Origin of the sequence: Paractinoplanes toevensis (assembly GCF_018332695.1) — a bacterium.
GTDB classification, from domain to species: domain Bacteria; phylum Actinomycetota; class Actinomycetes; order Mycobacteriales; family Micromonosporaceae; genus Actinoplanes; species Actinoplanes toevensis.
In genome coordinates this window covers 163,696-189,757 of record NZ_BOQN01000011.1, presented here as the reverse complement: position 1 = coordinate 189,757, position 26,062 = coordinate 163,696, and the positions used below count along the sequence as shown (strand labels likewise).

24 protein-coding genes are annotated in these 26,062 nt (G+C 71.8%); 5 read left to right on the top strand and 19 right to left on the bottom strand.

What is annotated here, in order from left to right:
* Positions 1-32 precede the first annotated feature (32 nt).
* The 3 genes from Ato02nite_RS05085 to Ato02nite_RS05075 all read right to left on the bottom strand — a co-directional run bounded on the left by Ato02nite_RS05085 (position 33) and on the right by Ato02nite_RS05075 (position 6,490).
* On the bottom strand, positions 33-533 hold the full coding sequence (locus Ato02nite_RS05085) for a sortase domain-containing protein (RefSeq protein ID WP_213005179.1): 501 nt from the start codon (positions 531-533) through the stop codon (positions 33-35).
* Positions 534-615: 82 nt separating this feature from the next.
* Positions 616-5,121: a PAS domain S-box protein gene (locus Ato02nite_RS05080; RefSeq protein WP_213005178.1), complete on the bottom strand. Its 4,506-nt coding sequence runs from the start codon at positions 5,119-5,121 to the stop codon at positions 616-618.
* A gap of 37 nt (positions 5,122-5,158) precedes the next feature.
* Complete coding sequence (locus Ato02nite_RS05075; protein WP_213005177.1) at positions 5,159-6,490, bottom strand: jacalin-like lectin; 1,332 nt, start codon at positions 6,488-6,490, stop codon at positions 5,159-5,161.
* Between the two features lie 145 nt (positions 6,491-6,635).
* On the opposite strand from Ato02nite_RS05075, the gene Ato02nite_RS52435 reads away from it, so the two are divergent.
* On the top strand, positions 6,636-8,447 hold the full coding sequence (locus Ato02nite_RS52435) for a phosphatase PAP2 family protein (protein WP_281419690.1): 1,812 nt from the start codon (positions 6,636-6,638) through the stop codon (positions 8,445-8,447).
* 7 nt (positions 8,448-8,454) lie between these two features.
* Here the strand turns inward: Ato02nite_RS52435 and Ato02nite_RS05065 are convergent, their stop codons facing one another.
* The gene (locus Ato02nite_RS05065) at positions 8,455-9,294 is read right to left on the bottom strand and encodes an alpha/beta fold hydrolase (RefSeq protein ID WP_213005176.1); all 840 of its coding nucleotides are present in this window, start codon (positions 9,292-9,294) and stop codon (positions 8,455-8,457) included.
* A gap of 80 nt (positions 9,295-9,374) precedes the next feature.
* Here Ato02nite_RS05065 and Ato02nite_RS05060 point away from each other — a divergent pair, with 80 nt between their 5' ends.
* Positions 9,375-9,869, top strand: a complete 495-nt coding sequence (locus Ato02nite_RS05060) for a MarR family winged helix-turn-helix transcriptional regulator (RefSeq protein WP_213005175.1) — start codon at positions 9,375-9,377, stop codon at positions 9,867-9,869.
* Here the strand turns inward: Ato02nite_RS05060 and Ato02nite_RS05055 are convergent.
* From Ato02nite_RS05055 to Ato02nite_RS05025, 7 genes are read right to left on the bottom strand one after another with little or no spacing between them, the layout of a single operon-like run.
* Positions 9,840-11,027, bottom strand: a complete 1,188-nt coding sequence (locus Ato02nite_RS05055; protein WP_438873012.1) for an ABC transporter permease — start codon at positions 11,025-11,027, stop codon at positions 9,840-9,842. The genes Ato02nite_RS05060 and Ato02nite_RS05055 overlap by 30 nt on opposite strands.
* The gene (locus tag Ato02nite_RS05050; protein WP_213005174.1) at positions 11,024-11,680 is read right to left on the bottom strand and encodes an ABC transporter ATP-binding protein; all 657 of its coding nucleotides are present in this window, start codon (positions 11,678-11,680) and stop codon (positions 11,024-11,026) included. Before Ato02nite_RS05050 ends, Ato02nite_RS05055 begins: the two co-directional genes overlap by 4 nt.
* Entirely contained in the window at positions 11,677-12,624 is a 948-nt protein-coding gene (locus tag Ato02nite_RS05045) for a peptidoglycan-binding protein (protein ID WP_246606112.1), read from the bottom strand. The genes Ato02nite_RS05050 and Ato02nite_RS05045 overlap by 4 nt, the downstream gene beginning before the upstream one ends.
* A 29-nt stretch (positions 12,625-12,653) precedes the next feature.
* Positions 12,654-13,139, bottom strand: coding sequence for a hypothetical protein (locus Ato02nite_RS05040; protein WP_213005172.1), 486 nt, complete (start codon positions 13,137-13,139; stop codon positions 12,654-12,656).
* Positions 13,140-13,182: 43 nt separating this feature from the next.
* On the bottom strand, positions 13,183-14,322 hold the full coding sequence (locus Ato02nite_RS05035; RefSeq protein ID WP_213005171.1) for a sensor histidine kinase: 1,140 nt from the start codon (positions 14,320-14,322) through the stop codon (positions 13,183-13,185).
* Positions 14,319-14,978, bottom strand: coding sequence for a response regulator transcription factor (locus tag Ato02nite_RS05030; RefSeq protein ID WP_213005170.1), 660 nt, complete (start codon positions 14,976-14,978; stop codon positions 14,319-14,321). Before Ato02nite_RS05030 ends, Ato02nite_RS05035 begins: the two co-directional genes overlap by 4 nt.
* A gap of 24 nt (positions 14,979-15,002) precedes the next feature.
* Positions 15,003-15,551 carry an HAD domain-containing protein gene (locus tag Ato02nite_RS05025; protein WP_246606109.1) on the bottom strand — a complete coding sequence of 183 codons (549 nt, stop codon included), beginning with the start codon at positions 15,549-15,551 and terminating at the stop codon, positions 15,003-15,005.
* A 55-nt stretch (positions 15,552-15,606) separates the two neighbouring features.
* On the opposite strand from Ato02nite_RS05025, the gene Ato02nite_RS05020 reads away from it, so the two are divergent.
* Complete coding sequence (locus tag Ato02nite_RS05020; RefSeq protein WP_213005229.1) at positions 15,607-16,224, top strand: hypothetical protein; 618 nt, start codon at positions 15,607-15,609, stop codon at positions 16,222-16,224.
* Positions 16,225-16,235: 11 nt separating this feature from the next.
* On the opposite strand, the gene Ato02nite_RS05015 is transcribed toward Ato02nite_RS05020, so the two are convergent.
* From Ato02nite_RS05015 to Ato02nite_RS04995, 5 genes are all read right to left on the bottom strand, one after another.
* On the bottom strand, positions 16,236-17,282 hold the full coding sequence (locus tag Ato02nite_RS05015) for an Ldh family oxidoreductase (RefSeq protein ID WP_213005168.1): 1,047 nt from the start codon (positions 17,280-17,282) through the stop codon (positions 16,236-16,238).
* Positions 17,283-17,303: 21 nt separating this feature from the next.
* Positions 17,304-18,974, bottom strand: a complete 1,671-nt coding sequence (locus Ato02nite_RS05010) for a thiamine pyrophosphate-dependent enzyme (protein ID WP_213005167.1) — start codon at positions 18,972-18,974, stop codon at positions 17,304-17,306.
* Entirely contained in the window at positions 18,971-19,855 is an 885-nt protein-coding gene (locus Ato02nite_RS05005) for an amidohydrolase family protein (protein WP_213005166.1), read from the bottom strand. The genes Ato02nite_RS05010 and Ato02nite_RS05005 overlap by 4 nt, the downstream gene beginning before the upstream one ends.
* A 113-nt stretch (positions 19,856-19,968) precedes the next feature.
* Positions 19,969-21,147, bottom strand: coding sequence for an L-2-hydroxyglutarate dehydrogenase (lhgD, locus tag Ato02nite_RS05000; RefSeq protein ID WP_213005165.1), 1,179 nt, complete (start codon positions 21,145-21,147; stop codon positions 19,969-19,971).
* Positions 21,144-22,616, bottom strand: coding sequence for an aldehyde dehydrogenase family protein (locus Ato02nite_RS04995; protein WP_246606106.1), 1,473 nt, complete (start codon positions 22,614-22,616; stop codon positions 21,144-21,146). Before Ato02nite_RS04995 ends, lhgD begins: the two co-directional genes overlap by 4 nt.
* Before the next feature lie 140 nt (positions 22,617-22,756).
* Here Ato02nite_RS04995 and Ato02nite_RS04990 point away from each other — a divergent pair, with 140 nt between their 5' ends.
* Both Ato02nite_RS04990 and Ato02nite_RS04985 read left to right on the top strand, forming a co-directional pair.
* Positions 22,757-23,047 carry a putative quinol monooxygenase gene (locus Ato02nite_RS04990; RefSeq protein ID WP_213005164.1) on the top strand — a complete coding sequence of 97 codons (291 nt, stop codon included), beginning with the start codon at positions 22,757-22,759 and terminating at the stop codon, positions 23,045-23,047.
* A 49-nt stretch (positions 23,048-23,096) separates the two neighbouring features.
* Complete coding sequence (locus Ato02nite_RS04985; RefSeq protein ID WP_213005163.1) at positions 23,097-23,843, top strand: phytanoyl-CoA dioxygenase family protein; 747 nt, start codon at positions 23,097-23,099, stop codon at positions 23,841-23,843.
* Here Ato02nite_RS04985 and Ato02nite_RS04980 read toward each other — a convergent pair.
* Genes Ato02nite_RS04980 through Ato02nite_RS04970 form a run of 3 tightly spaced genes read right to left on the bottom strand, consistent with a single transcriptional unit; the run spans position 23,840 to position 26,059 of the window.
* Complete coding sequence (locus Ato02nite_RS04980) at positions 23,840-24,853, bottom strand: hypothetical protein (RefSeq protein ID WP_213005162.1); 1,014 nt, start codon at positions 24,851-24,853, stop codon at positions 23,840-23,842. The genes Ato02nite_RS04985 and Ato02nite_RS04980 overlap by 4 nt on opposite strands.
* On the bottom strand, positions 24,846-25,295 hold the full coding sequence (locus Ato02nite_RS04975) for a GlcG/HbpS family heme-binding protein (RefSeq protein WP_213005161.1): 450 nt from the start codon (positions 25,293-25,295) through the stop codon (positions 24,846-24,848). Before Ato02nite_RS04975 ends, Ato02nite_RS04980 begins: the two co-directional genes overlap by 8 nt.
* Complete coding sequence (locus Ato02nite_RS04970; protein ID WP_213005160.1) at positions 25,292-26,059, bottom strand: alpha/beta fold hydrolase; 768 nt, start codon at positions 26,057-26,059, stop codon at positions 25,292-25,294. The genes Ato02nite_RS04975 and Ato02nite_RS04970 overlap by 4 nt, the downstream gene beginning before the upstream one ends.
* Between the last annotated feature and the right edge of the window lie 3 nt (positions 26,060-26,062).

Sequence of the window (26,062 nt, the reverse complement as noted above, 5' to 3'; positions counted from 1 at the left end):
CGACGATCGGCCGCGGCGGGTGCGCTGCTGAGTCAGTCCTGGGGCAGCAACCGAGCCGACACCACCAGGCTCCGGTCCTGCTCCCCGCCGACCGTGAGCAGGGTCAGCGTGGGCTGGTCGGAGGGGCCGTAGACCTGGTCGTCGGGCAGAGCTCCGGTCGGGTAGATCCCGATGCCGACGACCGCGAACCGGGCCACGCTGTGGTCGGCCCGGCGTACCGCGATCCGGTCGCCGGGGCGCAGCAGCCGCAGCCGGAAGAAGACCGCGGGGGCGCCGTCGGCGGCGCCGGCGTGGCCCGCGATCAGCGAGGATCCCATTTCGCCGGGGGTCGGGGACTGTTTGTACCAACCGGCCGGGGCGTCGCCGAGCGATGGCCCCACATCGATGGTGCCGTCGGCGCGCAGCCCGATCGGCGCCACCGGAGTGCTCACCCCGATCGCCGGGATCTCCAACCGGACCGGCATGGACGGCCCGAAGACCCGGAAGTTTCGCACTCCGGCGGCTGTCGCCGGCGGGAAATAGCTCTCGGTCATGGCGGCGTCTCCCCCTGAGCGCGGCACGGGACGACACCGCCCCGATGCACGCTAACTCCGCCGTCGCGGTACCGGAACTCTTCTATCCGTGATCAGTCAGTGGCACGGTCTCCAGGGTCAGCACGAACCGGGAGCCACCGGCCGGATTGGGCTCGTGGTGGATGTCGCCGTGGTTGGCGTGGGCCAGCCCGCGCACGATGTAGAGGCCGAGTCCGGTGCCCCTCACGCTGGCCGCGTCCCGGTCGGCGCGGGCCAGCCGTTCGAACAGGTGCGGCCGGAACTCCTCGGGCACTCCCGGCCCGCTGTCCTCCACCTGCACGCTCGCGTGCCCCTCGCCGTCCCCGACCAGCCGCACCGCGGTGGCTCCGCCGCCGTACTTGGCCGCGTTGGACAGCAGGTTCACCAGGATCTGCTGGAGGTGGCCGGGGTGGCAGAGGACCCGGGCGTCGGCCCCGGCGACCGGGACCCGTTCCAGGTCCATGCCGGCGAGAGCCTTCTCCGCCTCGGCGCGCAGGGACAGCTCCTGCCGGGTCGCGGTGATCGTGCCGGCGTCGATGCTGACCATGGCGAGGACCTCGCGGACGATCTCGTCGAGCCGGGCGGCCTGCCGGGCGATCGCGTCGAGGGCCCGGCCGCGGCGGGCGTCGTCGAGGCCGGCGGAGTTTTCGCAGAGCAGCTCGGCGTACCCCTGGATGGACGACAGCGGGTTGCCGATCTCGTGGCCGAGCATCCCGATGATGTCGAGTTTCAGCTGGTTGGCCGCTTCCAGCTCGGCATTGCGCTCGCCCAGGGCGGCGGCCGCCGCGTCCCGGGCGATCTCGGCGGCCCGGCGCGCCGAGATGTCGGTGACCACGCCGATGAGTGTCTTGGGCCGGCCGGCCTCGTCCCGGACCAGCGAGATGGTGGCGGCCACGTCGATCCAGTGCCCGTCGGCGTGCCGCACCCGGCACTCGTGGGTGTAGGCGGCGGCGTTCCCGGCGAACAGGGTGGCCAGCTCGCGCAGGACGGTGCCGTAGTCGTCCGGGTGCACGAGATCGACGTCCTGGATGGCCGCCAGTTCCTCGGGCGGGTAGCCGAGCATCGCCGCGTACGCCGGGTTGACCTGGGTGTGGTCGGGGTCGATGGTGCGGATGAACTGGCCGGCCGCCGAGTTGGCGAACTGGGCGCGGAACCGCTGCTCGCTCTCGGCCAGGGCCATCTCGGCGGCCCGGGCCGCCGTCACATCCGTGTTGATCTCCAGGATCTGCGCGTCGGCGCCGGCGCTGGGCCGGTGCAGCACCTGCCGGCTGAGTACGGTCACGGTGCGGCCGTCGGCGGTGAGATGTTCGAGCGGCCCGTTCCAGTGCCCGCTGCGGTCCAGGCCCTCCTGCAATTCGAGGGCGCCGCCGGTGGTCGGGAAGCCGGTGGCGAGCAGCCGGTGCACGTTGCGGCCCCGCGCGACCCGCAACGGCCAGCCGTACAGGGTCTCGGCGCCGGCGTTCCACCAGCGGATGGTCCCGTCGAGGTCGCGGACGATGACCGCGGCCGGGATCAGTTCGAGCAGCCGGGCCTGGCGGCGCAGCTGGGCGTCGGCGGCCCGCTTCTCGGTGATGTCCTCGACCTGACTGACCAGGTAGAGCGGGTGGCCGTGCTCGTCGTAAACCGGCGCACCGGCCACCGACACCCACACGACGTGCCCGTCTTTGTGCAGGTAGCGCATCTCGGTCCGGTAGGGGGCGAGCCCGGACGCGACCGCGGCGCGGACCGTGTCGTCGGCCGGCACGTCCGACGGGTGCATCAACTCCTTGTAGGTCATCTCGGTCAGCTCGTCGGCCCGGTAGCCGGTGATCGCGCTCATCGCCGGGTTGACCTGCAGGTACCGGCCGCGGTCGGGATCGTTGAGGCCGATCAGGGTCAGGCCGAGCGGCGAGTTCTGGAAGGCCAGCCGGAACCGGGTCTCGCTGGCCTCGAGGGCGGCGAGCGCGCCGGTCCGCTCGGCGAGCAGTTCCGCGTTGCGCTCGGCGTCGTCGGCGTGCCGCAGCGCCGAGCTGAGGCTGTCGGCGAGCAGGGCCAGCTGCTGCTCGTCGGTGTCGTCGAAGACGTTCGGCCGGGCCGCGGAGATCTTCAGGCAGCCGATCACCCGGTTCTCGGCGTGCAGCGGGGCGATCAGCATGGACCCGATGCCGAGGCGGGCGCAGGCCTCCCGGTTGACGCGCGGGTCGTCGGCGGTGTCCGCGCAGTGCGCCGGGGCATCGGTGACGAGCACGTGGCCGCTGAGCGAGCCGGCGATGCCGATCCGGGCGCCGAGCGCACCGGCCAGCGTGCCGGCCGTGGCCCCGTAGTACAGGTCGGGGCCGTCGACCAGTTCGACCGCGGACCCGTCGGCCGCGTCGAACACCGCGATGGATCGTTCGGCGACCACCCGCAGCGCCGCGTCGCGGGTGCCGGCCGCGGCGGTGACCTCGCGCTGCACGGCGAGCGTGACGCGCAGCCGGTGCAGCTCGCCCTCCCGGGCCGCGGCGGCGGCCCGCTCGGCGGAGATGTCCTGCAGCTGGACCAGCCGCCAGCGCCGGCCGGCCGGCCCGGGAATCAGCGCGAGGGTGACCCGGGTCCACAGGACTCGGCCGCCGGGGCAGCGCATCCGGGCGTCGTAGGAGACCTCGTGGGCGCCGCGCAGCAGGGCGAGCCGGCCGTGGGTGGCCTCGTCGAGGTCGGCCGGATCGGTGATCTCGCGGTGGGTGAGGCCGACGAGTTCGTCCCGGGGCCGGCCGGTGAGCGCGGCCGCGGCCGGGTTGGCCCGCTGGAACCGGCCGTGCTCGTCGGCGATGAGCAGGCCGATCGGGCAGCCGTCGAAGGCGGTGCGGAACTGTTCCTCGCTGCGGGCCAGGTCGGCGCGGGCCTGGCGCTCGGTGGTGACGTCGAGCAGCTGCACGACCGCGGACTGCGGGCCCTGGTCGTCGGTGATGGCGAGCAGGTGCACGACCACCGTGACCAGGCTGCCGTCGGACCGGCGCAGCTCGGCCTCGCGGGCCTTCTCGCCGGCCTCGGCGGCGGCCAGGGCGAGCGCCGGCAGGTCGGCCGCGGCGAGATCGGCGTCGTCGTAGCCGAGCAGGTTCCGGAAGGCCGGATTGGCGAGCAGGATCTTGCCCCGGTCCGCGCCGCGCAGCCCGATCAGGATCTTCGGGACCGGGCTGTGCTCGAAGACCTCGGCGAACCGGCGCTCGCTGCGGGCCAGCCGGTCCACCGCGGCCAGCGCGGCCCGGCGTTCCTCCTCGAGTTCGCGCACCGCGGCGGTGGCCCGGCCGAGCAGGTGCTGCTTGTGTGCGGCGTCGTCGGCGTGCCGCAGCGCGCCGGCCAGGGCATCGGCGAGAAGGGTGAGCTGCCGCTCGTCGGAGTCGCTGAACGCGCCGGGGTGCCGGCTGGCCACGGCGAGCACACCGATCGGGCCGTCCGGCGTGCGCAGCGGGGTGAGCATCAGCGAGCGGATCCCGATCACGGCGCTGAACTCGCTGTTGCCGTACGGCTCGCCGGGCGCGTCACCGGTGCGCAGGGTCATGCCGGTGGCGATGGCGTGGCCGGCCAGCGAACCGTCGAGCGGCAGCGCCGGGATGGTCCGGTCGGAGAGCGCACCGGTGCCGGCCGCCGCCCGCAGCGTCACCCCGTCCGGGTCGATGAGCTGCACGGCGGCCGAGTCACCGGCCGGGATCACCTGCAGGGCCCGGTCGGCCATCAGCCGCACCACGGCATCCCGATCGGTCGCGGCGGCCGTCACCTCGCGCTGCACCGCGATCGTGGTACGCAGTCGCTGCGCCTCCCCCTCGGCCGTCTCCTCGGCGAGTTTGCGCGCGGTGATGTCCTCGCACTGCAACAGCCGGTCCCGGCGGCCGTCCGAACCCGGGATGGTGGTCACGCTCACCCGGGCCCAGACGACCGTTCCGTCCGGCCGTACATATCTCTTGCCGAAAGTGGCCACCGCGCCCGGATCCGCGTCCACGCTCTCGACGGTCCGCTCGTTGTCGGAGCGGTCGTCGGGATGGGTGAACTCCAGGAAGTTATGGCCGACGAGGGCAGCCGCCGGGCGGCCGAGCATCTCCTCGAGCACCGCGTTCACCCGGTGGATCACGCCGTCCTGGCCGGCCAGGCCGGAACCCAGCGGGCTGGCGTCGAACGCCGCCCGGAACTTCTCCTCGCTGTGCCGCAGCGCCTCCTCGGTGGCGGCGGCACCGGTGCGGTCGACGACCTGGGCGAGCAGTTTCTCCGGGGCGCCGGCACCGTCGGCGGGTATCGGTGTCACCGCGATCAGGCAGTGCACCGCCTGCCCGTCCTTGCTCAGCAGCCTCGTGTGCGACCGGTAGCTGTCCACCCGCCCGTCGAGGAGTTCCCGCAGCTGTCGCTGGTCGGCCTCACGGTCGTCGGGGTGGGTCGTGCCGGCCAGGTCGAGGGCGGCCATCTCGTCGGCGGTATAGCCCAGCAGGGCGGTGACTACGGGGTTGACCCGCAGCCACGCCCCGTTGCGGGACAGCACGGCCATGCCGATCGGCGAGCAGTCGAACACCGAACGGAACCGTGCCTCGCTCTCGACCGGCCGATCGAGGTAGCCGACACTCACATCGGTCCGTTCGGCGGGAACGGACCGGACGTGAGCGCTACCTCTTGGTGAAGATGAAACCGGCCTTGTCGACCTCGTCCCCGGCCCGGCCCTGGAAACCGGCCACCTGCCAGCCGCTGGGCGCGGTGCGGGTGACACAGTCGGCGGTGGTGGTGCCGCCGGCCAGGGTGTTGCCGGTGCTGGTGGTGAACTGGACGTAGAAGATCCGCGTGGTGTTGCTGTACTTGCCCTGGCACAGCTTGACCGCGGTGACGTACTCGGTGCTGCCCAGGGTCAGCGACCTCGCGGTGCCGCCGGTGCCGCCGTGCGCCAGGACGGCTCCGGTGCTCAGGGTCAGGCCGACCTGGTCGACCCGGCTGCCGGCCCGCAGGCTGACCGCACTCGCCCGGCCGGCCGCCGGCACCCGGTCGATGTCGGTGTAGTAGCCCCCGTGCGGCCCGCCGAACTGCTCGCTCATCGCGAAGGCGGCATTCGTCGACCAGCTGAACTTCGTGCTGATCGGGAAGTGGTCGCTGAGCATCCGGCCGGTGCCGTCCTCCAGGAAACCGGCGTGCTCGTTGTGGTATTCGGTGGCGTCGAGGGTGATGAACCTGCTGCCGCGGTAGAGAACCTTGTCCACCACCTCGCAGGTGTCGGTGACCGCGGCCTCGTCGCAGACCAGCGCGTCACTGCCCTTGACCGGCGGCCCGCCGCCGCGCTCGACCTTCACCCAGGCGTCGGTGAGGCCATTGGCGGCGGTGAACTCGGCGATGGTGTCCGCCGCCCGGGTGTAGCGGGTGTTCGAGTCACCCATCACGATCACCGCGTTGCCCGCCGAGTGCGCGGCGATGAACGCGGTGAGCTGGTTGAGGTTGTCGGCCCGCGAGGTCTGGTCGCCCGGGTTGGTGCCGGCGTTGGTGTGGATGTTGTAGAGGTCCACGTAGACGCCCTCGGCCAGCCGCTGCCGCATGAAGGTGAAGCCCTTCGGGGTCAGGCAGTCGCCGGAGTCGAGCTGGCAGGAGTTCCACCCGACCCGCTCGAAGTCGTCGGTGTCGTAGGCCCGGTCGGACAGCGTGTTCAGCCCGCTGCCGATCCCGGCGCCGCCGCTGGTCGGGGTGCGGTAGGGGTGGCTGTCGGCCGCGTACAGGGCGGCGTGGTAGTTGAAATCCTCCTGGACGTGGATGACGTCGTAGGGGGCGAGCCGCTGCCCGATGGCGGTCGTCGCGGTGTCGCGAGGGGTGGGCGCGCTGGACAGGCCCTCCGGGAGCCCGGCGACGTTGTAGGTCAGGGCGGTGAAGGTGCCGGCGGCGGCTTCGGCCGGCGAGGCCACGACCGCGATGCCGGCGAGGGCCAGGAGGACGGCGGCGGAGCCGGCCTGGATACGCAACATGTACCGGACAGTAGGGTTCGATGCCCGTCGATGAGAAGGCCTGGACTTATCTTCCAAGGTGAAAAAAGGTCACGTTCTCTCAAGATTCACAACCCGACCCACGGGCGTTCGCCGGCGTGACCTCCGATTTGAAAACTATTCACCCATGCCCGTTCTCAGCCGCCGTGCGCTTCTGCGCGCTGCCGTCGCCTCCGCCGCCGCGCCCGCCCTTCTGAGCGGTCGCCCGGCGATGGCTTCCACCGCCCTGCCGTTCGTAGACGACTACCGCACGAATGTCACCGGCAACCTGACCGCCGACACCAACGCGGCGGTGCGGGCCCTCTCCGGCATGCAGCGGCTGTGGCGGACCGGCACCGCCTGGAACACCGGCACCGTGCTCGACGAGGCCACGCTGCGCGCGAACCTGCGCTACTGCGTGCGGGTCACCGCACACCGCAGCGCCGCCGACGAGGCCCGCGCGTTCATCCAGGACCGGCAGCACCAGAGCTACGCCGTGATCTCCGGACTGGGGCCGCTCGCCGGCGCCTACCGGGCCGGCTCGCTCGCCGTCACCGGTATCACCACCGCCCCGGCCGGCACTCCGGCCACGAAGATCGACGACACCGTGCCCGCCGACGCGCCCGCCGGGTCCGCGCTCGGTGCCGGCTCGCCCACCTCCGCGCTCGGCCAGGTGGTCACCCTGGTCAACACCGTGCGTGGCTCGTACTCGTCGGGAAATCCCAGCAAGGCCGCCTACCAGTACCCGCGCCCGTGGCGGATGAACGAGCGCAGCGAGGTCATCGACACCGGGGTCCTGGATGAGTTCGGCTTCCCGGTCTACGACTCCCCGATCCGGGTCGTCCCGCAGCTGCTGCGCCAGCGCAGCAGCACGCCGGCCGACGACGGCGGCTTCCCCAGCGGCCACACCAACGCTTTCCACCTGGCCGCGCTGGCGTTCGCGTACGCCATCCCGGAACGTTTCCAGGAGCTGGTGACAGCGGCGTTCGATCTGGCCGAGACCCGCATCGTCGCGGGCATGCACTCGCCGGTGGACGTGATCGGCGGCCGTATCCTGGCCACCGCGCTCGCCGCCGCGATCCTCAACGACCCGGCCAACGCGTCCCTGAAGGCCGCTGCCCGCGCCCAGGCCCGGTCGTATCTCGATGCCACCCTTTCCGCCGGCGGCACCGACGCGTACGCCTCCCGGGCGGCCAACGAGCGCATCGTCACCCCGAAGCTGACCTACGGCCTGCCGCGCGGTCGCTCCACCACCCCGATGACCGTTCCGACCGGCGCCGAGGTACTGCTCGAGACCCGCCTGCCGTACCTGACCGCCGCCCAGCGCCGCGACGTCCTGCGCACCACGGCTCTCGGCGCCGGCTGGCCGCTGCTGGACGGCCCGGAGAACTGGGGCCGGCTGAACCTGTTCGCCGCGGCCGACGGTTACGGCGCCTTCGACCGGGACGTCGCCGTCTCGTTGGATGCGGCGACCGGTGGTTTCGCCGCCGCCGACACCTGGCGCAACGACATCGCCGGCCGTGGCGGCCTGGTCAAGACCGGCACCGGCACGCTGGCCCTGACCGGCGACAACTCCTACCGGGGTGGCACCACGCTGGCCGGCGGCACGCTGGCCGCCGGATCGTCCTCGGCACTCGGCCGCGGCGAGGTGGTGGTCGCCGGCGGCACGCTGCGGGTCGCGGAGCCGCTGCACCTCGGCGGCGACTACCGGCAGCCGGCCGGCACCCTCGCGGTCACCGTGTCGTCCCGCTGCCGGGGCGAGCTGATCGAGGTGCGCGGCGACGCCGTCCTCGGCACGCGCAGCGTCCTCGAGATCCACGGCGACGCCGGCCGCGACCTGACCGTGCTGCGCGCCCGCCGGATCTCGGGCCGGTTCGGCACCGTGGTGGCCCCGGCCGGCCTCGAGGCCACCGTCACCTACTCCCGCACGACGGTCACGTCTCGGCTCCGCCGCGCCTGACCCTGCGTCAGTTCTTTTCCAGGTCGCGGATGAACCCGAGGATGGCGTCGGCCAACCGGCCGGGCGCCTCCATCGCGACGTAGTGCCCCACCCCGTCCAGCACCACCGAGCTGATCTCGGAGGCCGCCGCCCGGGACATGATGTCGGCGGTGAACGTGCCGCCGCCACCGCCGACCGCCAGCACCGGCGTCTGCAGCGCGCCCAGCGCCTTGATCTCGTCGCCCTCCCTCAGCATCGACCGGTAGAGGCCCGCCGCGCCGGCCCAGCCGTCCGGCCGCGAGTAGGTGCGCGCGAACTCCTCGATGTCGGCGTCGGTGATCGCCCCGGGGGTCGCGGTCAGGGCCGGGAAGGCGTACTTCCCCAGGAACTCCTTCTCCCGGCCGGCCAGCAGCATCTCGGGCACGCCCGGGGCGGCGAGCACCCCGATGTGCCAGGCCCCGCCGTGGGTGACGTCGGCGAGCGCCTCCACGCCGTACCCGGCGAGGCCCGTCTCGATCGCGGTGAGGGTGAGCACGTCCTCCGGATGGCCGGCGGCCAGCCGGAAGACCGTCGTCCCGGTGATGTCCTGCCCGGTCAGGTGGACCGGGCCGGCCCCGAGGTGCTCGATCAGCCGGTGCAGGTCCTCGGCCGCGGTCGCGCTGTCGGCGCTGCCCGGGGCGGAGTCGCCGAAGCCGCGCAGGTCGACGGCGAAGACCCGGTGGTGCTCGGCGAGCAGCGGGATCAGCTTGTGGAACGTGTACCAGGTCTCGGGGAAGCCGTGCACCAGCAGGATCGGCGAGCCGCTCGACCCGGCCGAGACGTAGTGCAGGGACGTTCCGTTGACCTCGGCGCGGTGGTGAGTGATCATGACGCTCCTCAATTCGACAGCCTGGCTGTCCAATTATAGACAGCCAGGCTGTCTTTTGCCCAGGGCGGTAGCCTGCCTCCATGGCTCGCTCGGGTGCTGATCTCGCATTGCTGCTGCTCGGCGGCTTCCGCACGCTCGTGGACGCCGCGACCGCCGAGTTGGCCCGGCGCGGCCACGAGGACGTTCGGCCGGTGCACGACTTCGCGATGCGGGCCATCGCCGACGGCGCCGACACCGCCGCCGAGCTGGCCCGCCGCCTGTCGATCGCCAAGCAGTCCGCGGCGAAGACCATCGCCGTACTGGAGGAGCGCGGGTGGGTGGCCGGCGCCACCGACCCGCGCGACGCGCGACGCAAACGCCTCCAGGTCACCGACCTCGGCTTCGAGGTGCTGCGCACCGGCGAGGCGATCTTCGAGGAGCTCCGCGCCCGGTGGGCCCGGCAGATCGGCACCACCGAGCTGGAACAGCTCGAGAAGCACCTGGCCGACCTGGTGGGCGCGGTGCCCATCCGCTTCGACACGCCCGGGTGGATCGCCCGCGACGTCCTACCCGGTGGCGAGGGCCTCGGTGGGTGACATCCGGGCGGCCCGCACCGCCGGATAGAAACCGGAGATCCCGCCGATCACCAGGGTGGCGCCGATGCCGCCGGCCATTGCCCACGGCGGCACCACCGTCGTCCACGACTGGACGGTGGCGAAGACCGCCGTGACGCCGATCCCGAGCACCACCCCGCCGGCCCCGCCGAGCAGCGAGAGCAGCAGCGCCTCGGACAGGAACTGGGTGCGGATCTGGCCCCGGGTGGCGCCGAGAGCGCGGCGCAGCCCGATCTCCGAGCGACGTTCCAGCACCGAGATGACCATCGTGTTGGCCACCCCGATCCCGCCGACCAGCAGCGCCACCACGCCCAGGCCGAGCAGCAGGGCGCCCAGCGTCTGCGACGTCTCCTGCCGGGCGGCGAGGATGTCGGACGGCCGGGAGACGTCGACCTCGCCCGGGTCCTCCGGGTTGGCGGTGGCGCCGAGCAGCGGCTGCACGGTCGTCACGGCGTCCTCGCGAGCGCGGGTGTAGATCGTGGTCGGCCGGCCGTCGAAGGCCAGCTCGGCCGACGCCTCCGGCCAGCCGACGAACGCGCCGTAGTCCAGATCGGTGATCAGGTCGTTCGCGGCCAGGACGCCCACCACGGTGAACCAGCGGCCGCCGAGCCAGACCAGCTCGTCCGGGCCGGTCCGGAACACCGCGAGGTGCTCCGCCGCCGCCCGGCCCAGCACCACGGCCGGGAAACTCGCGGTCGCCTCGGTGAGCCAGGCCCCCGAGGTCAGCCGGATCCCGGCCACCGCCGGCAGGTCGACCCGGGCCGCGAAGACGGTGATGCCGCCGGTCTGCTCGGCCGGCAGGTGGTCGTTGCGGTAGACCCGGGCGCCGGTGCGGCCGACGGCGGAGACCGTCTCGACGCCCGGCATCGCCGCGATCATGCCGAGCGCGGTGCCCGGCAGGTGCGCGCTCCGGCCGCCGACCGACTCGCCGGGCGCGACGGTCAGCAGGTTGGTGCCGAACGCGCTGAGCCGCCGGTCGAGCTCGTGGGTGGATGACGCGGAGATGCCGACCACGCCGACCATCGCCGCGATCCCGATCGCGATGCCCAGCGCCGAAAGGACCACCCGCAACGGACGGGAACGAAGACCGAAACCGGCTACGCGTACGACGTCCGGCGGCGACAACCGAGCGGGCCTCACAGCCGGCCGTCCCGGATCCGGACCTCGCGGGGCAGCGCGGCCGCGATGTCCCGGTCGTGCGTGATGATCACGACCGTGGTGCCGCCGGCCCGCAGCTCGCGAAGCAGGTCCATGACGACCGCGCCGGCGTGCGAGTCGAGGTTGCCGGTGGGTTCGTCGGCCATCAGCAGCGGCGGGTCGCCGAGGACCGCCCGGGCGATCGCCACCCGCTGCTGCTCGCCGCCGGAGAGCTGGTGCGCCCGGTGCGACAGCCGGTGGCCGAGACCGACCCGGCGCAGCGCCGCCTCGGCCGCGCTCCGGCGGTAACCGCGCGGTCTGCCGCTGTAGAGCAGGCCGTCCGCGACGATGTCGAGCGCCGGCACCCCGCGCGCGAGGTGGAACTGCTGGAACACGAAACCGATGGTGCGGGCGCGCAGGGCGGAGACCTCCCGGTCGGTGAGCGAGCCGACGTCGCAGCCGTCGACGCGCAGGGTTCCGGACGTCGGGCGGTCGAGCGTGCCCATGATGTTGAGCAGGGTGGACTTGCCCGAGCCGGACGGCCCGACGACCGCGAGCAGCTCACCCCGCTCGACGACCAGGTCGACGTCGCGCAGCGCCGCCACGTCGCCGTACCGTTTGGACACCCCGGCGAGGTGGACGATCGGATCGGTCATCGCGGAACCCCCACCGTGAGGCCCTCGCTGACGCCCGACACCTCGACGTAGCCGTCGGCGAACATCCCGGTGGTTACCGGCAGGGTGCCGGTGCCGGCCACCACGGCGTAGCCGCCGCCGGGCCGGGCGACCAGGGCATTGACGGGTACGGCGAGAACGTCCCGCCGGGTCTCGGTGGTGATCGTGACGGAGACCTTGCCGAGGTTCTTCCCCTCCGGCACGCTCAGCTCGACCGGCAGGGTCTTGGCCGCTGGTGCGCCGATGCGGGTGACCCGGGCCGGCACCGTGCTGCCGTCCGGCAGTTCGACGGTCGCGGCGGCGCCCGGCTTGACCAGGTCGGCGTAGTCGAGGTCCAGGTCGACGTCGACGACCCGGGTGGTGCCGGTCCACCTGAGCAGGATCCCGGCCGCGGCGGTGCCCGGCAGGCCGGTGACCGCCGCGACGCGACGGGCCCCCGCCGCCACCACGGCGTCGCCCGCCCGCACCACACCGGTCCGGCCCCGGCCCAGATCTTTCTGCCACCGGCGCACCGCGTCGGCGGTGGCCGCGGTGTAGTCGTCGTCGACCGTGAACCCGGTGTAGCCGAGGGCGGCGAGGTTGCGTTCGAGCTGTTCCACGTCGTCGCCCTCGCTGCCGGCCGACAGTGTCCGGTAGGCCGGGATCGACCCGTAGAGCAGCGGAACCCGCACCTGGTCGACCCGGTAGACGGTGTCACCGCGCTCGACGACGGCACCCTCGGCGGGCAGCCAGGTGATCAGGCCGCCGCCGCCCGGCGCGGCCGGCACCGGGAACGCCGGGCCGAAGCCCAGGGTGCCACCGACCTTCTCGCCGCGGGTCAGGGTCCGCCGCTCCACCGTGGTGGTGGCCGGGGCGGCGGTGGGTGCGACGCTCGCCGGGCCGGCGTCGCGACAGCCGCACAGCCCGGCGCCCAGGCATACCGTCACGGCCGGCAAGATCAGCCATCGGCGCTTTCTCACTGTTCGCCCACCGTCCGCAGGGAACCGCCCGGGGAATGCGATTCGCAGGACTTCCGGGCCTTTTCGTATTCGGCGGAGTCACTCCTGATCCCGGTCCCTTTCAGGGTGACGGTGATGGTATTTCCACTGACCGTCGGGTCCGGGAAAGTCGGCAGTTTCGCGCGCATACATTTCGTCCAGTCGGCGAGCTCGGCCGAGTCGACGCCGCCGCCGTCCTGGTCTTCGGCCACGCCCTGCGGGAGCTTGTCCCGGCAGGCTTCCTCGGCCTTGGCCAGATCAGCCTCGTCGACTCCCTTCGGGACGCTGACCTCGACTCCGTTTCCGTTGCCCACCGGATCAGGGAAGTTCGGGACGCCGCTGGACCGCATGCAATCCGCGTACGCGAGGGACTGCTGGAGGTCGGCGTCGCCGTCCGGACCGGCCGCGGCGTCATGGCCGCATCCGGCGATCAGGAAACCGAGCAGAATGGCAGGGAGAAACACTTTCGTAGATATCGGCATGGGTATTGTTCTACGCTTCGACCGGTCACAGGAAGGACACACCGATCGCGAGCCCACCGGCCGGCCGGGCGCGTACGGTCAATTCGGCGGAATGGGCCACCGCAATGGCTTGCACGATGGACAGTCCGAGCCCGTGGTGGCCGTCGTCGCCGGTCCGTTCGAGCCGCTGGAACGGGCTGAGCAGCCGGTCCACCATCTCCGGCGGCACCGCGGGCCCGGTGTTGGTCACCGAGAGGGCACCGTCGCCGGTGGCCACCTCGATCCGCCCGCCCGGCACGTTGTAGCCGGCCGCGTTGTCGATCAGGTTGGCCACCAGACGCTGGACGAGGGCCGGGTCGCCGGTGACCCGGGCGGGCCGGAGGTCGGCCACGACGGTCAGCCCGGTCGTCCGCGGTCCGGCGGCCCGCAACACCTCACCGGTCAGCTCGGCCAGGTCGATGCTCTCCCGCCGGTCGAGGCCACGCTCGCTGGTCGCCAGTACGAGCAGCGCGTCGAGGAGCCGGGCCTGCTGGTCACTCACCACCATGAGTTCCGCGAACTGGGCCCGGAAGTCGGCGGCCGTCGCGTCCGGGTCGAGGACGGTCTCCTCCAGCAGGGCGCGTTCCAGGGTCAGCGGGGTGCGCAGCTCGTGAGCGGCGTTGGCGACGAACCGCCGGTGCGAGTCGAGCGCCGCCGACAACCGGCCGAGCAGCCCGTCGACGGTGTCGGCCAGGTTCTTGAACTCGTCGCGCGGCCCGGCGAGAGCCAGCCGCTCGTGCGCGTTGCGCGCCGAGATCCGCTGGATGCTGGTCGCCATGGTCCGCACCGGCCGCAGCACCCGCCCGGCCATCAGCCAGCCGAGAACGGCCGAGACGACCGCCATGACGGCGAGTGCCAGCCCGGACTTGGCCAGCAGTTGATGCAGGAAGTCGGCCTTCTGCTGGGCGGCCATCTGCTGGAGCACCTCGGTGACCCGCTGTTCCGCCGCGGGCAGTTGCCCGCCGTCCGGCAGGCCACCCACGAGATAGGTGGTGGCGGTCTGCCCGGTCGGGGTCGTGCTGGCCGAGGACATCAGGACGCTCGCGCCGCCGTGCGCCACCAGCAGGTAGGTGATGGCCAGCAGGACGGCACCGGAGAACAGGAACAGCAGACCGTAGAGGAGGGTGAGGCGCAGCCGGACCGTCATGCCGGGATCCGGTAGCCGGCGCGGGCGACCGTCTCGATCACCGGCGGATCACCCAGCTTCGCGCGCAGCCGGTTCATGGTGGTCTTCACCGTGTTGGTGAACGGGTCGGCGGCGGAATCCCACACCCGCTCCAGCAGCTCCTCGGCGGAGACCACCCGGCCCCGGGCGGCCAGCAGGCACTCCAGCACGCCCAGCTCCTTGGGGTTGAGCGCGAGCCGCGTCCCGGCCCGGGTGGCGACCCGGCGCGCCGCGTCGAGGGTCAGGTCGCCGTGTTCCAGGATGGGCGGGACAGCCGGCTGGGCGCGGCGGCCGAGGGCCCGGATGCGGGCCACCAGCTCGGGATAGGCGAACGGTTTGGGCAGGTAGTCGTCCGCACCGATGGTGAGGCCCTGCACCCGGTCGGCGATGGTGGCGGCCGCGGTCAGCATGAGCACCCGGGTGCGCAACGGTTCCCGCATCAGCCGCCGGCACACCTCGTCGCCGGGCACGCCCGGCAGGTCACGGTCCAGGACGACCACGTCGTAGTCGGTCTCGGCGGTGCGGTCGAGCGCCGCGCTCCCGTCGTACGCGACGTCGACCGCCATGCCTTCGCGCCGCAGCACCCGCGCCACCGATTCGGCGAGCCGGGCATGGTCCTCCACCACCAGGACTCTCACCGGCCCAGCGTACGGAAGAGACAGTCACACGCCCGTCACACCGGACGCGTCGACTTGCCGAGTGTGCAGCCAGTCCTCGAGTGCGACGTAGTCAGCATCGGTGAGGCCCCGACGGGGGTCGACGCGACGAAGCAGGGCGCGTCCTGGATGGTGTGCTGAAACCCAAGCTCGGTCGGTGTCCGTGATTTCGTCGTCGACCCAGGCGAAAGGGCGGCCTCCTGCCCAATCGACGAGGGCACGGGTCTTCCAGTGCAGCCCGCTCCGCTCGTCCTGCTCGTCGATGTCGGTCGGCTCCGGCCAGATCACCACTGCCAGCCGCGGCAGGCCGATCCGCGGCGCGATGTCCTCGTTCGCATCGTCCATCCAGGTCGTGGCCCAGACCAGATCGCACCGTAGCGCCGTCAACCGGGGTCCGTGTCCGGGATTGATCCTGCCCAGAAGTGGATTCGAGCCGGCCTGTCGTGGTTCAGCGCCCATCTCCCAAGTGGGGTATTGCTCCGGTGTCCCACCGAACGGAATGAGGGGTCCGTCAACGTCGAGGAAAAGCAGCGGACGCGCCGCACAGCCGGTCACGGCAGCAGGATATTGGTTTATCCCGGCCGGCCCGAAGCAATATCGTGCCGGCGTGATCAAAGCTGGTGAAGGGGCCCGACTGGGCCGGGAGGCGGCGCGTCGGCTCGCGCGGACCGGGTGTTGCGAGATTGCGCCGGGCTTGACGGATGCGGAGTTCGACCGCATCGAGAGGACGTACGGCTTTGAGTTCGCCGATGACCACCGGGCGTTCCTTGCGGCGGGGCTGCCGGTGAATGTCCCGTTCGAGCCGGAGGAGGGCGTCTCCTATGCGTGGGACAGGCCCTGGCCGGAGTGGCGCGACGGCAGTCCCGGCGCCATTCGCGAGCGCCTGGATTTGCCGGCCGAGGGCGTGCTCTTCGACGTGGAACACAACGCGGTGTGGCACGACACCTGGGGCGATCGCCCGGCGGGCCGGGACGAGGCGTTGGAGAAAGCACGGGTGAAACTGGCGCAGGCGCCACGGCTGGTACCCATCTACGGACATCGGTTCCTGCCCGGCGGGCGCGGAACCGCCGGGCACCCGGTCCTGTCGATCGTGCAGACCGACATCATCTACTACGGCACGGAACTGGTCGACTACATCCATCAGGAGTTCGGCGGCCCGGGTATGGACAGGACAGATCAGGGCTGGAACCCGATCGCGACCGTGCCGTTCTGGCGTGACTTCCTCTGACCCTTGACCCCTCAACGTGCCGGTGCAGGAAGGGCGACGCCGAACTTGTCGGCTGCGAGCTCTAGTTCGGCCCACACCTTCGGGTTGACCGGGATGCCGTTCGCGGCTCGGGATGCGGCCACGCCGGCGCTGTGCTCGCCGGGGTAGCGGATGTCGTCCTCCGCGGCCTTCGGGAGGCCGTGCAGGGTGTCGAGGGTCGCGGTGACCGCCTCGACGAACGAGACGGGGTCGCCGAAGGCGGCCGGGTCGAGGGCGATGATCAGGGCGTTCTGGCGGTGGACGCGGCCCTGCGGGTCGTCGGAATGGAACGACGACACGATCGGCGCGCCTACCAGGACGCTGGTGAGCAGCTCGAACACCAGTGACATGCCGGCGCCCTTGGCCCCGCCCAGCGGCAACGGCATCTTGGCCAGCGCCGGGTCCGTGGTCGGGGTGCCGTCGGCGGTCGCCGCCACGCCCTCGGGGAGCTGGCGGCCGGCGTTGCGGTACTGGGCGATCTTGCCGAGCGCGATGCCGGCGGTGGCCATGTCCAGCAGCACCGGCGGCCGGCCGGGAGCGGCCGGCACCGAGATGGCGAGCGGGCTGGTGGCGACCGCGGCCCCGGTGACGCCGGGGTAGCTCATGTTGGGCATGCCGGCCACGAACGCGATGCCGATCAGTCCCTCGGCGGCGATCTGCGACGTGTAGTAGCCGATCGCGCCGGTGTGGACGGTGCGGCGGACGCCGACCGCGCCGATGCCCCCGGCCCGCGCGCGGCTGATCGCCTCGGCGGCGGCGGCGGTCAGCGCGACCGGGCCGGGCGCCCGGTCGGCGTCCAGCACGGCGACCCCCGCGGCGCTGCCGGTGAAGCTCAGCACCGGCGTCGCGTTGGCCTCGCCGGAGTCGAGAAGTTCCAGGTAGCGGGGCACCCGGGCGACGCCGTGCGAGTCGACGCCGCGCAGGCTGGCCCACAGCAGGACCTCGGTGATCGTGGCGGCGTGGGCGGGGTCGGGGACGGCGGAGGTGAACAGGGCCGTGACGAAGTCACGCAGCTCGGGAGCCGGGATCACTACGGGCATCGGTGGTTCTCCAGGGGGAGGTCAGCGCGAGACGTGGACGTCGACGATCGCGGTGGTGCCGGTGCGCACGGACTTGAGCGCCCGGTCGAGTGCGGGGGCCAGCTCGGCGGCGGTGGTGACGGTCTCACCGTGCATGCCGAACGGTTCGGCGAACGACGAGAGCGACGGCTGGCCGGACAGGTCGTTGCCGAGGAACTCGCCGGTCTGCACGGCCGCGCCCTGCGGGTAGAAGCGCAGGTGGTTCATCTTCATCGAGCGGTACTCGTGGTTGTTGAAGACCACGATGAGCAGCGGCAGCCCGTTCTCCCGGGCGGCGGACAGGGAGGGGATGACCGGGTTGTAGAGGAACGCGCCGTCGCCGATGGTCAGCACGACCGGCCGGTCCGGCACGGCCAGCTTCACCCCGAGCGCCACGGCGATGCCCTGGCCGAGCCCGCCCTGCACGTAGAAGTAGGTGTCCGGCCGGGAGAGCCGCAGGTGCCGCTGGACGACCCGGCTGTGCGTGATGGTCTCGTCGACGTACACCGCGTCGTCGGCCAGCTCCCGCAGGGCGGCCACGACCCGCACGGGGTCGATCGCCTCGGCGGAGAGGGCGCGCGACTCGGCGGCGCGGACCGCCGCCAGCTCGATCGCGTGGTGGTCGGCCACTCCGGGCCGGGTGGGTGCCGGGCCGGCCTGGGCGGCCAGCTCACGCAGCGTCGCGGGAACAGACCCTTCGAGGTACGCGTCGGCGCGCAGCACCTGGTAGACGATGTGCGGCCGCTGCGGTACGTCGTCGATCACCACGATCCGGGCGCGGGCCGGTTTCCGGGACGGCGGGTAGAACGGCGCCCGGCAGTTCACCAGCAGGATCAGGTCGGCCGCGTCGACCCACGGCTCGAGATCGCCGCCGGCGTGCAGCACGTGGTCGCGGGGGAAGTTCGCGCACACCGCCGAGTTGGGTTCGACGACCGGGATCCCGAACGCGGTGGCGAAGTCGACGAGCGCGTCCATCCCGCCCTCCTCCCGGCCGACCGTCTCGGTGACGATCACCGGGTTGGTGGCGCCGCGAATCAGCTCGGCGACCGCGGCGATGTCCGCCGGGGAGCTGACGGTGGCACCGCGCGGCGCGACCGGGTGCACCGGCTCGGATTCCCACGGGTCGAGCAGCACTTCGAGGGGGATGTTCAGGTAGACCGGACCGGCCGGTGCCCGCGATGCCAGCTCCATCGCCCGGGTGACCATGGTCGGCAGCGTGTGCACGCTGGCCGCCTGGTTGGCCCACTTGGTGAACGGCGCGGCCAGCACGTGCGGTCCGCCGACGACGGACAGATTGCGGTACCACTGCCCGCCCGGGTCGGGACCCGGACCGTCGCCGTAGGTCGTCGACTCGGACGACGCGACGACCATCGGCACGCCGGCCAGCAGCGCGCCGTGGATGGCCACCGAGCCCTGGAGCAGCCCGGGCCCGGCGTGCAGCAGCACACCCTGGCCGCGGCGCGTGACCAGGCCGTAGCCGGTGGCCATGCCCACGGCCACGGTCTCGTGGGTGAGATCGATGTACGAGGGGCACGGCAGGCCGTCGCGGTGCCGCCGGGCGATCGACTCCCACACCGGCGCCCACTCCGAGCCGGGCGAGGAGAAGACGTAGTCGGCCCCCGCCGCGGCCAGGGCGTCGATGACGGCGTCGCCGCCGTCCGTACCGGTGGTCACTTCGCCGGCTCGGCCGTAGCCGGATCAGCAACGGGCCAGTCCAGGCACTCGCAGATGCCCCGGCCCATAATCCACTCCAGCTCCTCGGGGGTGAAGTCGAAGTGCTTGGTGAACTGCTCGATGGTCTCGACGTAGCTGAGACCGTGGCCGAGCAGCCGGGTGATGTCGGTGCCCCAGAAGCAGCGCTCCGGCCCCATCTTGTCGACCATTTCCCGCACGTACTTCTCGATGTTGAGGTTGGGGAAGGGCTGGGTCGAATAGCCGGGCAGGGCCGAGACCTTGACGTAGATGTTGGGGTGCTCGTAGAGGTCGGCGGTCTCCTGCACCCAGTAGCCGATGGCGTCGTCGACGCAGCGAGCCATGATGCCCATGTGGTCAATGATGATCTTCAGGCCGGGGTGGCGTCCGGCGATCTGGCCGAGTTCGGCCTTCCACACCGGCGCGTGCACCATGGTGGGGATGTTCAGTTCCTCGGCGATCGGCCAGTACCAGTCGTTGGTGCCGTCGATCATCCAGTTGCGGTCCTGCGGCCGGTGGAACGTCAGGCGAGTGCCCTTGATGTAGGGGTTCTGGGCGAAGTCGCGCAGCATCGCCGTACCCTCCTCGGGCTTGTTCTGCGGGATGCGCGCCATGATCCCGAAGCGTTCCGGGTACGCCTCGCAGGCCTCCAGGGCGTAGTCGATCCGGTTGCCCTCCCACGACGGCGGAAGGATCAGCGCCCGGTTGACGCCGGCCTCGTCCATCAGCTGGAGGCATTCCTCGTAGCTGAACGGGTCCTCCCGGTGGCCGTTGAGGCGGATCCGCTCGCGGGCACCGGGGACCCACGGACGGTCCGGGGTCTCCTCCTTCCAGATGTGCACCTGGGAGTCGACGACGAACATGGGCTCTTCCTTCCTCTGCCGGCGGGTTCGGCCGGTTGAATTTCGACGCTAAATGGAGGAACAGCGGCCAAGAAGTCTCTGGCGTGCAAGCGGTTGTTGCACGAAAGTGAGGCTTACCGGCCGTCGAGCACATTCACCACGTGCTCGGCGATGGCCATGCTGGAAGTCGCGGCCGGGGACGGCGCATTGCGTACGGCGGTGACCGCCCCGAGGCGATGAATGCGGAAGTCGTCGACGAGGCTGCCGTCCCGGTCCAGGGCCTGGGCGCGCACGCCGGCCCCGGCCCGGACGACGTCGCCGGCGCCGATCTCCGGCACGTAGCGACGGGCCGCTTTCATGTAGGCGCTCTTGGAGAACGAGCCGTACATCTCGCGTATCCCGGTGCGCCAATGCTTTCCGGCCATCTTCCAGGTGCCGGGCCAGCCGGCGATCCCGCCGACATCGCGCAGCGAGAAATCGCCGAGCCGATAGCCTTCCCGCGCGGTGGCCAGCACCGCGTTCGGCCCGACCTCGACCGAGCCGTCCACCCGCCGGGTGAAATGAACCCCCAGAAACGGATAACGAGGATCGGGTACGGGATAGATGAGCCCCCGAACCATGTGGGTCTTCGCCGGGACGACCCGCATGTACTCCCCGCGGAACGGAATGATCCGCGGTTCGGCGGTGTCCCCGGCCAGCCCGGCGACCAGGTCGCTCTGGATGCCGGCGCAGATGATCAGCTCGTCGACGGTGAGCGAGCCGGCCGGCGACGAGACGGTGAGCCCGCTGACCCGGGCGACCGGAAAGTTGAACCGGACCTCTCCGCCGGCCGCCACGATGTCGTCGGCGAACGATCGCGCGATCGCGACGTAGTCGGTGATGGCCGTCTTCGGCGAATACAGCGCGGCGAGCCCGGTGGCGTGCGGTTCCAGGTCACGGATCTCGTCCGGCCCGACCCGCCGCAAACCCGGCACCAGGTTGATCCCGGCCCGGGCGGCGAGCGCGTCCAGCCGGGTCACGTCGTCCGGGGTGACCGCGACGACCAGCTTCCCGCACTCGTCGTACGGCAGGTTCCGCTCGTTGCAGTACTCCCGCAGCATCGCGCCGCCGCGCGTACACAGCAGGGCCTTGAGGCTTCCCGGCCGGTAGTAGATCCCGGCGTGCACGACCCCCGAGTTGTGCCCGGTCTGATGAACCGCGACCCGATCCTCCTTCTCCAGCACCACGACCCGGGTGCCCGGTCGCCGCCGGGTGAGTTCCCGGCCGATGGCGAGTCCGACGATGCCGGCGCCGACGATCCCGACGGTGGTCATCGGCCGAAGTGGATGGCGACGGACTTGACCCGGGTGTAGAAGTGCAGCGCCTCGGTGCCCTGCTCCTTGAACGCGGAGCCGGAGTCCTTGAAGCCGCCGAACGGATGGTGCACGTCCCAGCCGGAGGTGGTGGTGTTGACCGCGATCTGCCCGCACTCGACCTCGTCGGCGAACCGGTAGGCGGCCTCGAGACTGTCGCTGAACAGCGCGGCGGCCAGGCCGTAGGGCGAGTCGTTGACCAGCGCGATCGCCCCGTCGAGCCCGTCGAACGCGCGGAGGGCGACGACCGGCCCGAACACCTCGTCGCGCCAGATGTCCATCTCGCCGGTGACGTCGGCCAGGATCGTCGGGTTCACGTAGCAGCCGTTGGCGAGGTCCCCGGCCGGGGCGTCGCCGCCCAACTCGACCCGGGCACCCTGCTTGACCGCGGCCCCGATGTGCCCGAGCACCCCGTCCTGCTGGTTGCGGCTGACCAGCGGGCCGACATCGGTCGCGGCGTCCTGCCCCGGGCCCAGCCGCAGCGCCGCGACCTTCTCCCTCAGGACGGCCAGGAAGGCGTCGTGGACGGTCCGGTCGACCAGCACCCGGCTGGTGGCCGTGCAGCGCTGGCCCGCCTGCGCGAACGCCGCGGCCACCACGGCGGTGGCGGCGGCGGCGAGGTCGGCCCCGGCGAGCACCACGGAAGCGTTCTTCCCGCCCAACTCGGCCTGGAACCGCACGTTGCGCGGCGCGATCCGGGCTCGCAGCCCCTCCCCCACCTCGTTGCTGCCGGTGAAGGTGAGCGCCGCGATCCGCGGATCGTCGAGCAGGGCGTCGGAGATCTCCGAGGTGCGCCCGGTGACGACGTTGAGCACGCCGGCCGGCAGTCCCGCGTCGTGCAGCGCGCGGGCCAGATAGAGCGCGGAGGTGGGCGTCTCGGACGCGGGCTTGAGGACGACGGCGTTACCCGCGGCCAGTGCCGGCGCCAGCTTGCGGGCCGGGGTGATCAGCGGATCGTTCCAGGGAGTGATGGCCAGGACCACGCCGATCGGCTCCCGCTGGAACGAGGTGCGGGTGTCCGGCCGCACGTCGTGGACCAGCGATCCGTACGCCTCGCGGGCGTGCCCGGCGTAGTACTCGAAGAAGTCGGCGGCCTTCTCCACCTCGACCCGGGCCTCGGCCAGGGTCTTGCCGTTCTCGGTGACCACGCCGAGGGCGATCTCCGCGGCCCGCACCCGCAGCAGCGACGCGGCCTTGGCCAGGATCTTGGCCCGGGCCAGGGCGGGGGTGCGCTTCCAGACGGCGAAGCCGGCCGCCGCCGCGTCGTAGATCCCGGTGACCCGCTCGGCGGTGAGCGCCGGAACCCGGACCACCGGCTGCCGCACGTCCACCGGGTCGAACACGTCCACCCACGTCTCGGATCCGGTCCACTCGCCGCCGGCCAGTGTCTCCATGGTTCGCACGAACATCACCACTCCTCGGATCGCCATTCACGCCGATCGTAAGAACGAAAAAGATGGTCAACAACGTGTTCGGCGGCATGCATTGCTTGCACCGCGCGTACTGAGGACGATCGGCGAAATCTGATCGAATAGACGGGCGAAAACAGATCGAGAACCATGGAGGATCCGTGCCGTACGCCGTGATCGCACACTATCGATGCCCGGCCGAGGACGCCGATCTCGTCCGGGAGTCCCTGCTCACGATGCGCGAGCACACCCGGAAGGAGCCGGGCAACCTGGCCTACGAGGTGCACGCCGAGGAGGGTGCGCAGCCGCCCGCGTTCATTCTCTACGAGCAGTACACCGACCGCGCTGCATTCGACGCGCACGCCGCTTCGGAACACTTCGCCCAATACATTCTCGGCACCGTGCGCCCGCGCCTGACCGACCGCACGGTCTTCTTCGCCGAGACGCTGTGAACGGTTGGGGGGCCGCCGCGCGGTCCCCGCAGCCGGTAAATTCGCGGCCATGATTGAGATCGCCGCGCTGGAAGCCGAGGGATTCGTCGTTCTGCCGGGACTGCTGTCCGACGCGCAGCTGGCCGCGGCGGTCCGGCACGCCGACAGTCTTCTCCACGGCGTCGACTGGAGCGACAACGACTTCGACGGGCGGCGGACCAGGCGCGTCTACTCGCTGCTGAGCCGCGCCGGCGCCTTCGAGCCGTTGCTGACCCACCCCGAGGTGCATCGCCTCGTCGCGGCGCGGCTGGGCGAGGCGTACCAGTTCGGCATGCTGTTCCTGTCCGCCGTGGACCCGGGCCAGGGCGCCCAGTCGCCGCACTTCGACGCGGGTGTCTATCCGCTGCCGCGCGACGTCGAGGCCGAGACGAACGTCATCTGGGCTCTCGACGACTTCACCGTGGACAACGGCGCGACCCTGATCGCGCCGGGCAGCCACCGCTGGCCGCCCGGCCGCCACCCGCAGCCGGACGAGCTGGTCCCGGCCGTGATGCCGGCCGGGAGCGCGCTGGTCTACAGCGGCCGGCTGTGGCACGCGGCCGGCCACAACCGCGCCGGGACCACCCGCCGGGCCCTGATCGGCGAGCACGTCCTGCCCTGGCTGCGCCCGGCCGACAACCACATCCTCGCGACCGGGCCGGACGGCCTCCGGAGCCTGACGCCGGAGCTTCGCCGGCTCGCCGGGGTGGCCCCGGCCGGCGAGTACCTCGGCTTCGTCGGCGGCCAGGACCCGGAGCAGTGGCTGCTCTCGCACTAGAGTTCGTTGCCCCAGCACATCCGGGCCACGGTCTCGACGTGGATCAGCTTGCGTTTCTGGTCCTCGACGCCGATCGACGGGCCGCCGGCCACCGGCTCGAACCCGGCAGCGGGCGAGACCGCCACGTCCTCCAGATCGCGGATCTCGAAGGCGATGTCCATCCGGTCCATGATGGCGTCGATGTCCTCGAGTTCCGCGACTGTCGGGTCGACGATGCCGAGGCAGACGTCCTTGGCGGCCGGAACGGCTCGCAGGAGTTCCAGTTCCTCGGCCGCACCGCGGTAGAACGGCAGGAGCCACCGATCTACCGGCAGGTCGGCGAACAATCGTGCGGCGACCGCGGCGTCGACGGTCCCGGGCGCCGAGGTGGCCGGGCACAGCCCGATCCGCACGTCGTCGGCTCGGCCCAGGGGCAGTGCCAGCGAGTCGATCGCGATCGCGTCGTCCAGCGACAACCCCGGCAGCGGTTCGCCGCCCAGCGCCGCCGAGTAAAGATGATTGTCCAGCTGGATGTACCGCACGCCGCGGGCCAGGATCGACTCGATCTCGTCGCGGATCAGCACCGCGATGGCCTCACCCAGCTCGCGGGCGCTGCCGAACGGCGACCCGGCGGACGGGTCGAAGGTCTGCGCCGCAAGAGACGCCGGCGACGGCAGCGTGGCCTTGGCCGGAATCACGGTCAGCCCCGCCAGCGCGGCGACGTCATCCGCCACCAGCGACGCGTGCGGCTTCAACTCGTCGACCGCGACCCGGTCCGCCGGCCGGAGGCCGCTCACCGCGTCGAACACCGCCGAGCGGCTGTCGGCTCGGCGGAACTCGCCGTCGGAGACCGCGCTCAGGCTCAGCTTGCGCTGCATCCGTACGGCTTCGGCGATGGCCTGGTCCTCGACGGCCCGCAACTCTTCCGCCGAGATCTCCCCGGCGGCTCGGCGCTGCCGCGCGGAGAGCAGCTCGGCCGGCCGCACCAGGCTGCCGTGGTGGTCGATCCGGAATTTGTAGGTGTCAGCCATCTTTGCGAGCGCCTCCCCAGGCCTGGAACTGCAACTCGTAACCGAGCGAACCGAGCACCTCGTCGCAGACCTGCTGGTCCTCGTCGCCGGTGCCGCCGGAGATGCCGAGCCCGCCGAGGATCTCGCCGTCCCGCTTGACGGTGACGCCGCCCTCGGTGGCCACGATCGGCTGCGCGCCCATGGTGGACAGCGACGCGAAGAAGCCGGGGTTGCTCTCGGCCCACGGCTTGAGCATCTTGGTGGGCCGTTCCATCACGGCGGCGCTGTAGGCCTTGGCGATGGCGATGTTGGGGGTGAGCGGCCGCGCCCCGTCGGAGCGCTTGACGACGAGCAGGAACCCGCCGGCGTCGACCACCGCGATGCTGAGCGCCTTGCCGAGGGCGGTGCCGGCCTTCTGGCAGGCGGCGACGATCTCCTCGGCCTCGATCAGTGCGAGCCTCATGCGAGGGCCTCCCGGATGCGGGTGACCGCCGCGTTGAACAGCAACGGCGCCTCCCAGTACATGGAGTGCGGCGCGTCCGGGATCAGCTCCAGGCGCGAGCCCTTGACCAACTCGTGCGCCCGCCGGACGGTGGCGGCGCTGAGCACCGCGTCCTTCTCCCCGGCGAGGAAGGTGACGTCGAGGCCGGAGCCGACGACCTCGCCGATGGTCGGCCCGCCGGTGGACAGGTTGCGCAGGTCGGCCATCTTGGCCACGTTGAACGTACCCATCTGCTGGAAGAGGAACGTCTTGGCCGGCTCGCTCTGCTGAAACTCCTTGGTAAGTAAGCGGTCGAGCACCGGCAGCTTGACCGCTTCGGCCCGATCGGCGGCCACCAGCTCGGAGAGCGAAGGGTCGGCGATGCCGCCGAGCGAATGGGCCAGCGCGACACCGGCGACGCGTGCCGGCCGGGCCAGGCCGGCCCGCAGCGCGGCGACCGCGCCGATCGACTGGCCGACCAGCAGCACGTCGGTCAGATCCTCCTGGTCGAGCACCGCGAGGATGTCGCCCGGGAAGTCCTGGCCGTCGAACTCCGGCATGGACGAGTCGGAGTTGCCGAAACCGCGCAGGTCGACGGTGACGACGGTGAACCGGCCGCGCAGCGCGGCGACCTGCTGCCACCAGGCGGCGTGGTGCCCGCCGGAGCCGTGCACCAACAGGATGGCCGGCCCGGAGCCGTGCCGTTCGTAATAGATGGAAACCCCATCGGATTTGGCGATGCCCATGTG

Excerpts from the sequence above, each read along its gene's own strand:
- Ato02nite_RS05060 (WP_213005175.1), top strand. The coding sequence starts at position 9,375 with ATGGCTCGCTCGGGTGCTGATCTCGCATTGCTGCTGCTCGGCGGCTTC.
- Ato02nite_RS52435 (WP_281419690.1), top strand. The coding sequence starts at position 6,636 with ATGCCCGTTCTCAGCCGCCGTGCGCTTCTGCGCGCTGCCGTCGCCTCC.
- Ato02nite_RS04975 (WP_213005161.1), bottom strand. The coding sequence starts at position 25,295 with ATGAGGCTCGCACTGATCGAGGCCGAGGAGATCGTCGCCGCCTGCCAG.
- Ato02nite_RS04995 (WP_246606106.1), bottom strand. The coding sequence starts at position 22,616 with ATGGCGATCCGAGGAGTGGTGATGTTCGTGCGAACCATGGAGACACTG.
- Ato02nite_RS05050 (WP_213005174.1), bottom strand. The coding sequence starts at position 11,680 with ATGACCGATCCGATCGTCCACCTCGCCGGGGTGTCCAAACGGTACGGC.
- Ato02nite_RS04980 (WP_213005162.1), bottom strand. The coding sequence starts at position 24,853 with ATGGCTGACACCTACAAATTCCGGATCGACCACCACGGCAGCCTGGTG.
- Ato02nite_RS05075 (WP_213005177.1), bottom strand. The coding sequence starts at position 6,490 with ATGTTGCGTATCCAGGCCGGCTCCGCCGCCGTCCTCCTGGCCCTCGCC.
- Ato02nite_RS04970 (WP_213005160.1), bottom strand. The coding sequence starts at position 26,059 with ATGGGCATCGCCAAATCCGATGGGGTTTCCATCTATTACGAACGGCAC.
- Ato02nite_RS05005 (WP_213005166.1), bottom strand. The coding sequence starts at position 19,855 with ATGTTCGTCGTCGACTCCCAGGTGCACATCTGGAAGGAGGAGACCCCG.
- Ato02nite_RS05035 (WP_213005171.1), bottom strand. The coding sequence starts at position 14,322 with ATGACGGTCCGGCTGCGCCTCACCCTCCTCTACGGTCTGCTGTTCCTG.
- Ato02nite_RS04985 (WP_213005163.1), top strand. The coding sequence starts at position 23,097 with ATGATTGAGATCGCCGCGCTGGAAGCCGAGGGATTCGTCGTTCTGCCG.
- Ato02nite_RS05085 (WP_213005179.1), bottom strand. The coding sequence starts at position 533 with ATGACCGAGAGCTATTTCCCGCCGGCGACAGCCGCCGGAGTGCGAAAC.
- Ato02nite_RS05065 (WP_213005176.1), bottom strand. The coding sequence starts at position 9,294 with ATGATCACTCACCACCGCGCCGAGGTCAACGGAACGTCCCTGCACTAC.
- lhgD (WP_213005165.1), bottom strand. The coding sequence starts at position 21,147 with ATGACCACCGTCGGGATCGTCGGCGCCGGCATCGTCGGACTCGCCATC.
- Ato02nite_RS05015 (WP_213005168.1), bottom strand. The coding sequence starts at position 17,282 with ATGCCCGTAGTGATCCCGGCTCCCGAGCTGCGTGACTTCGTCACGGCC.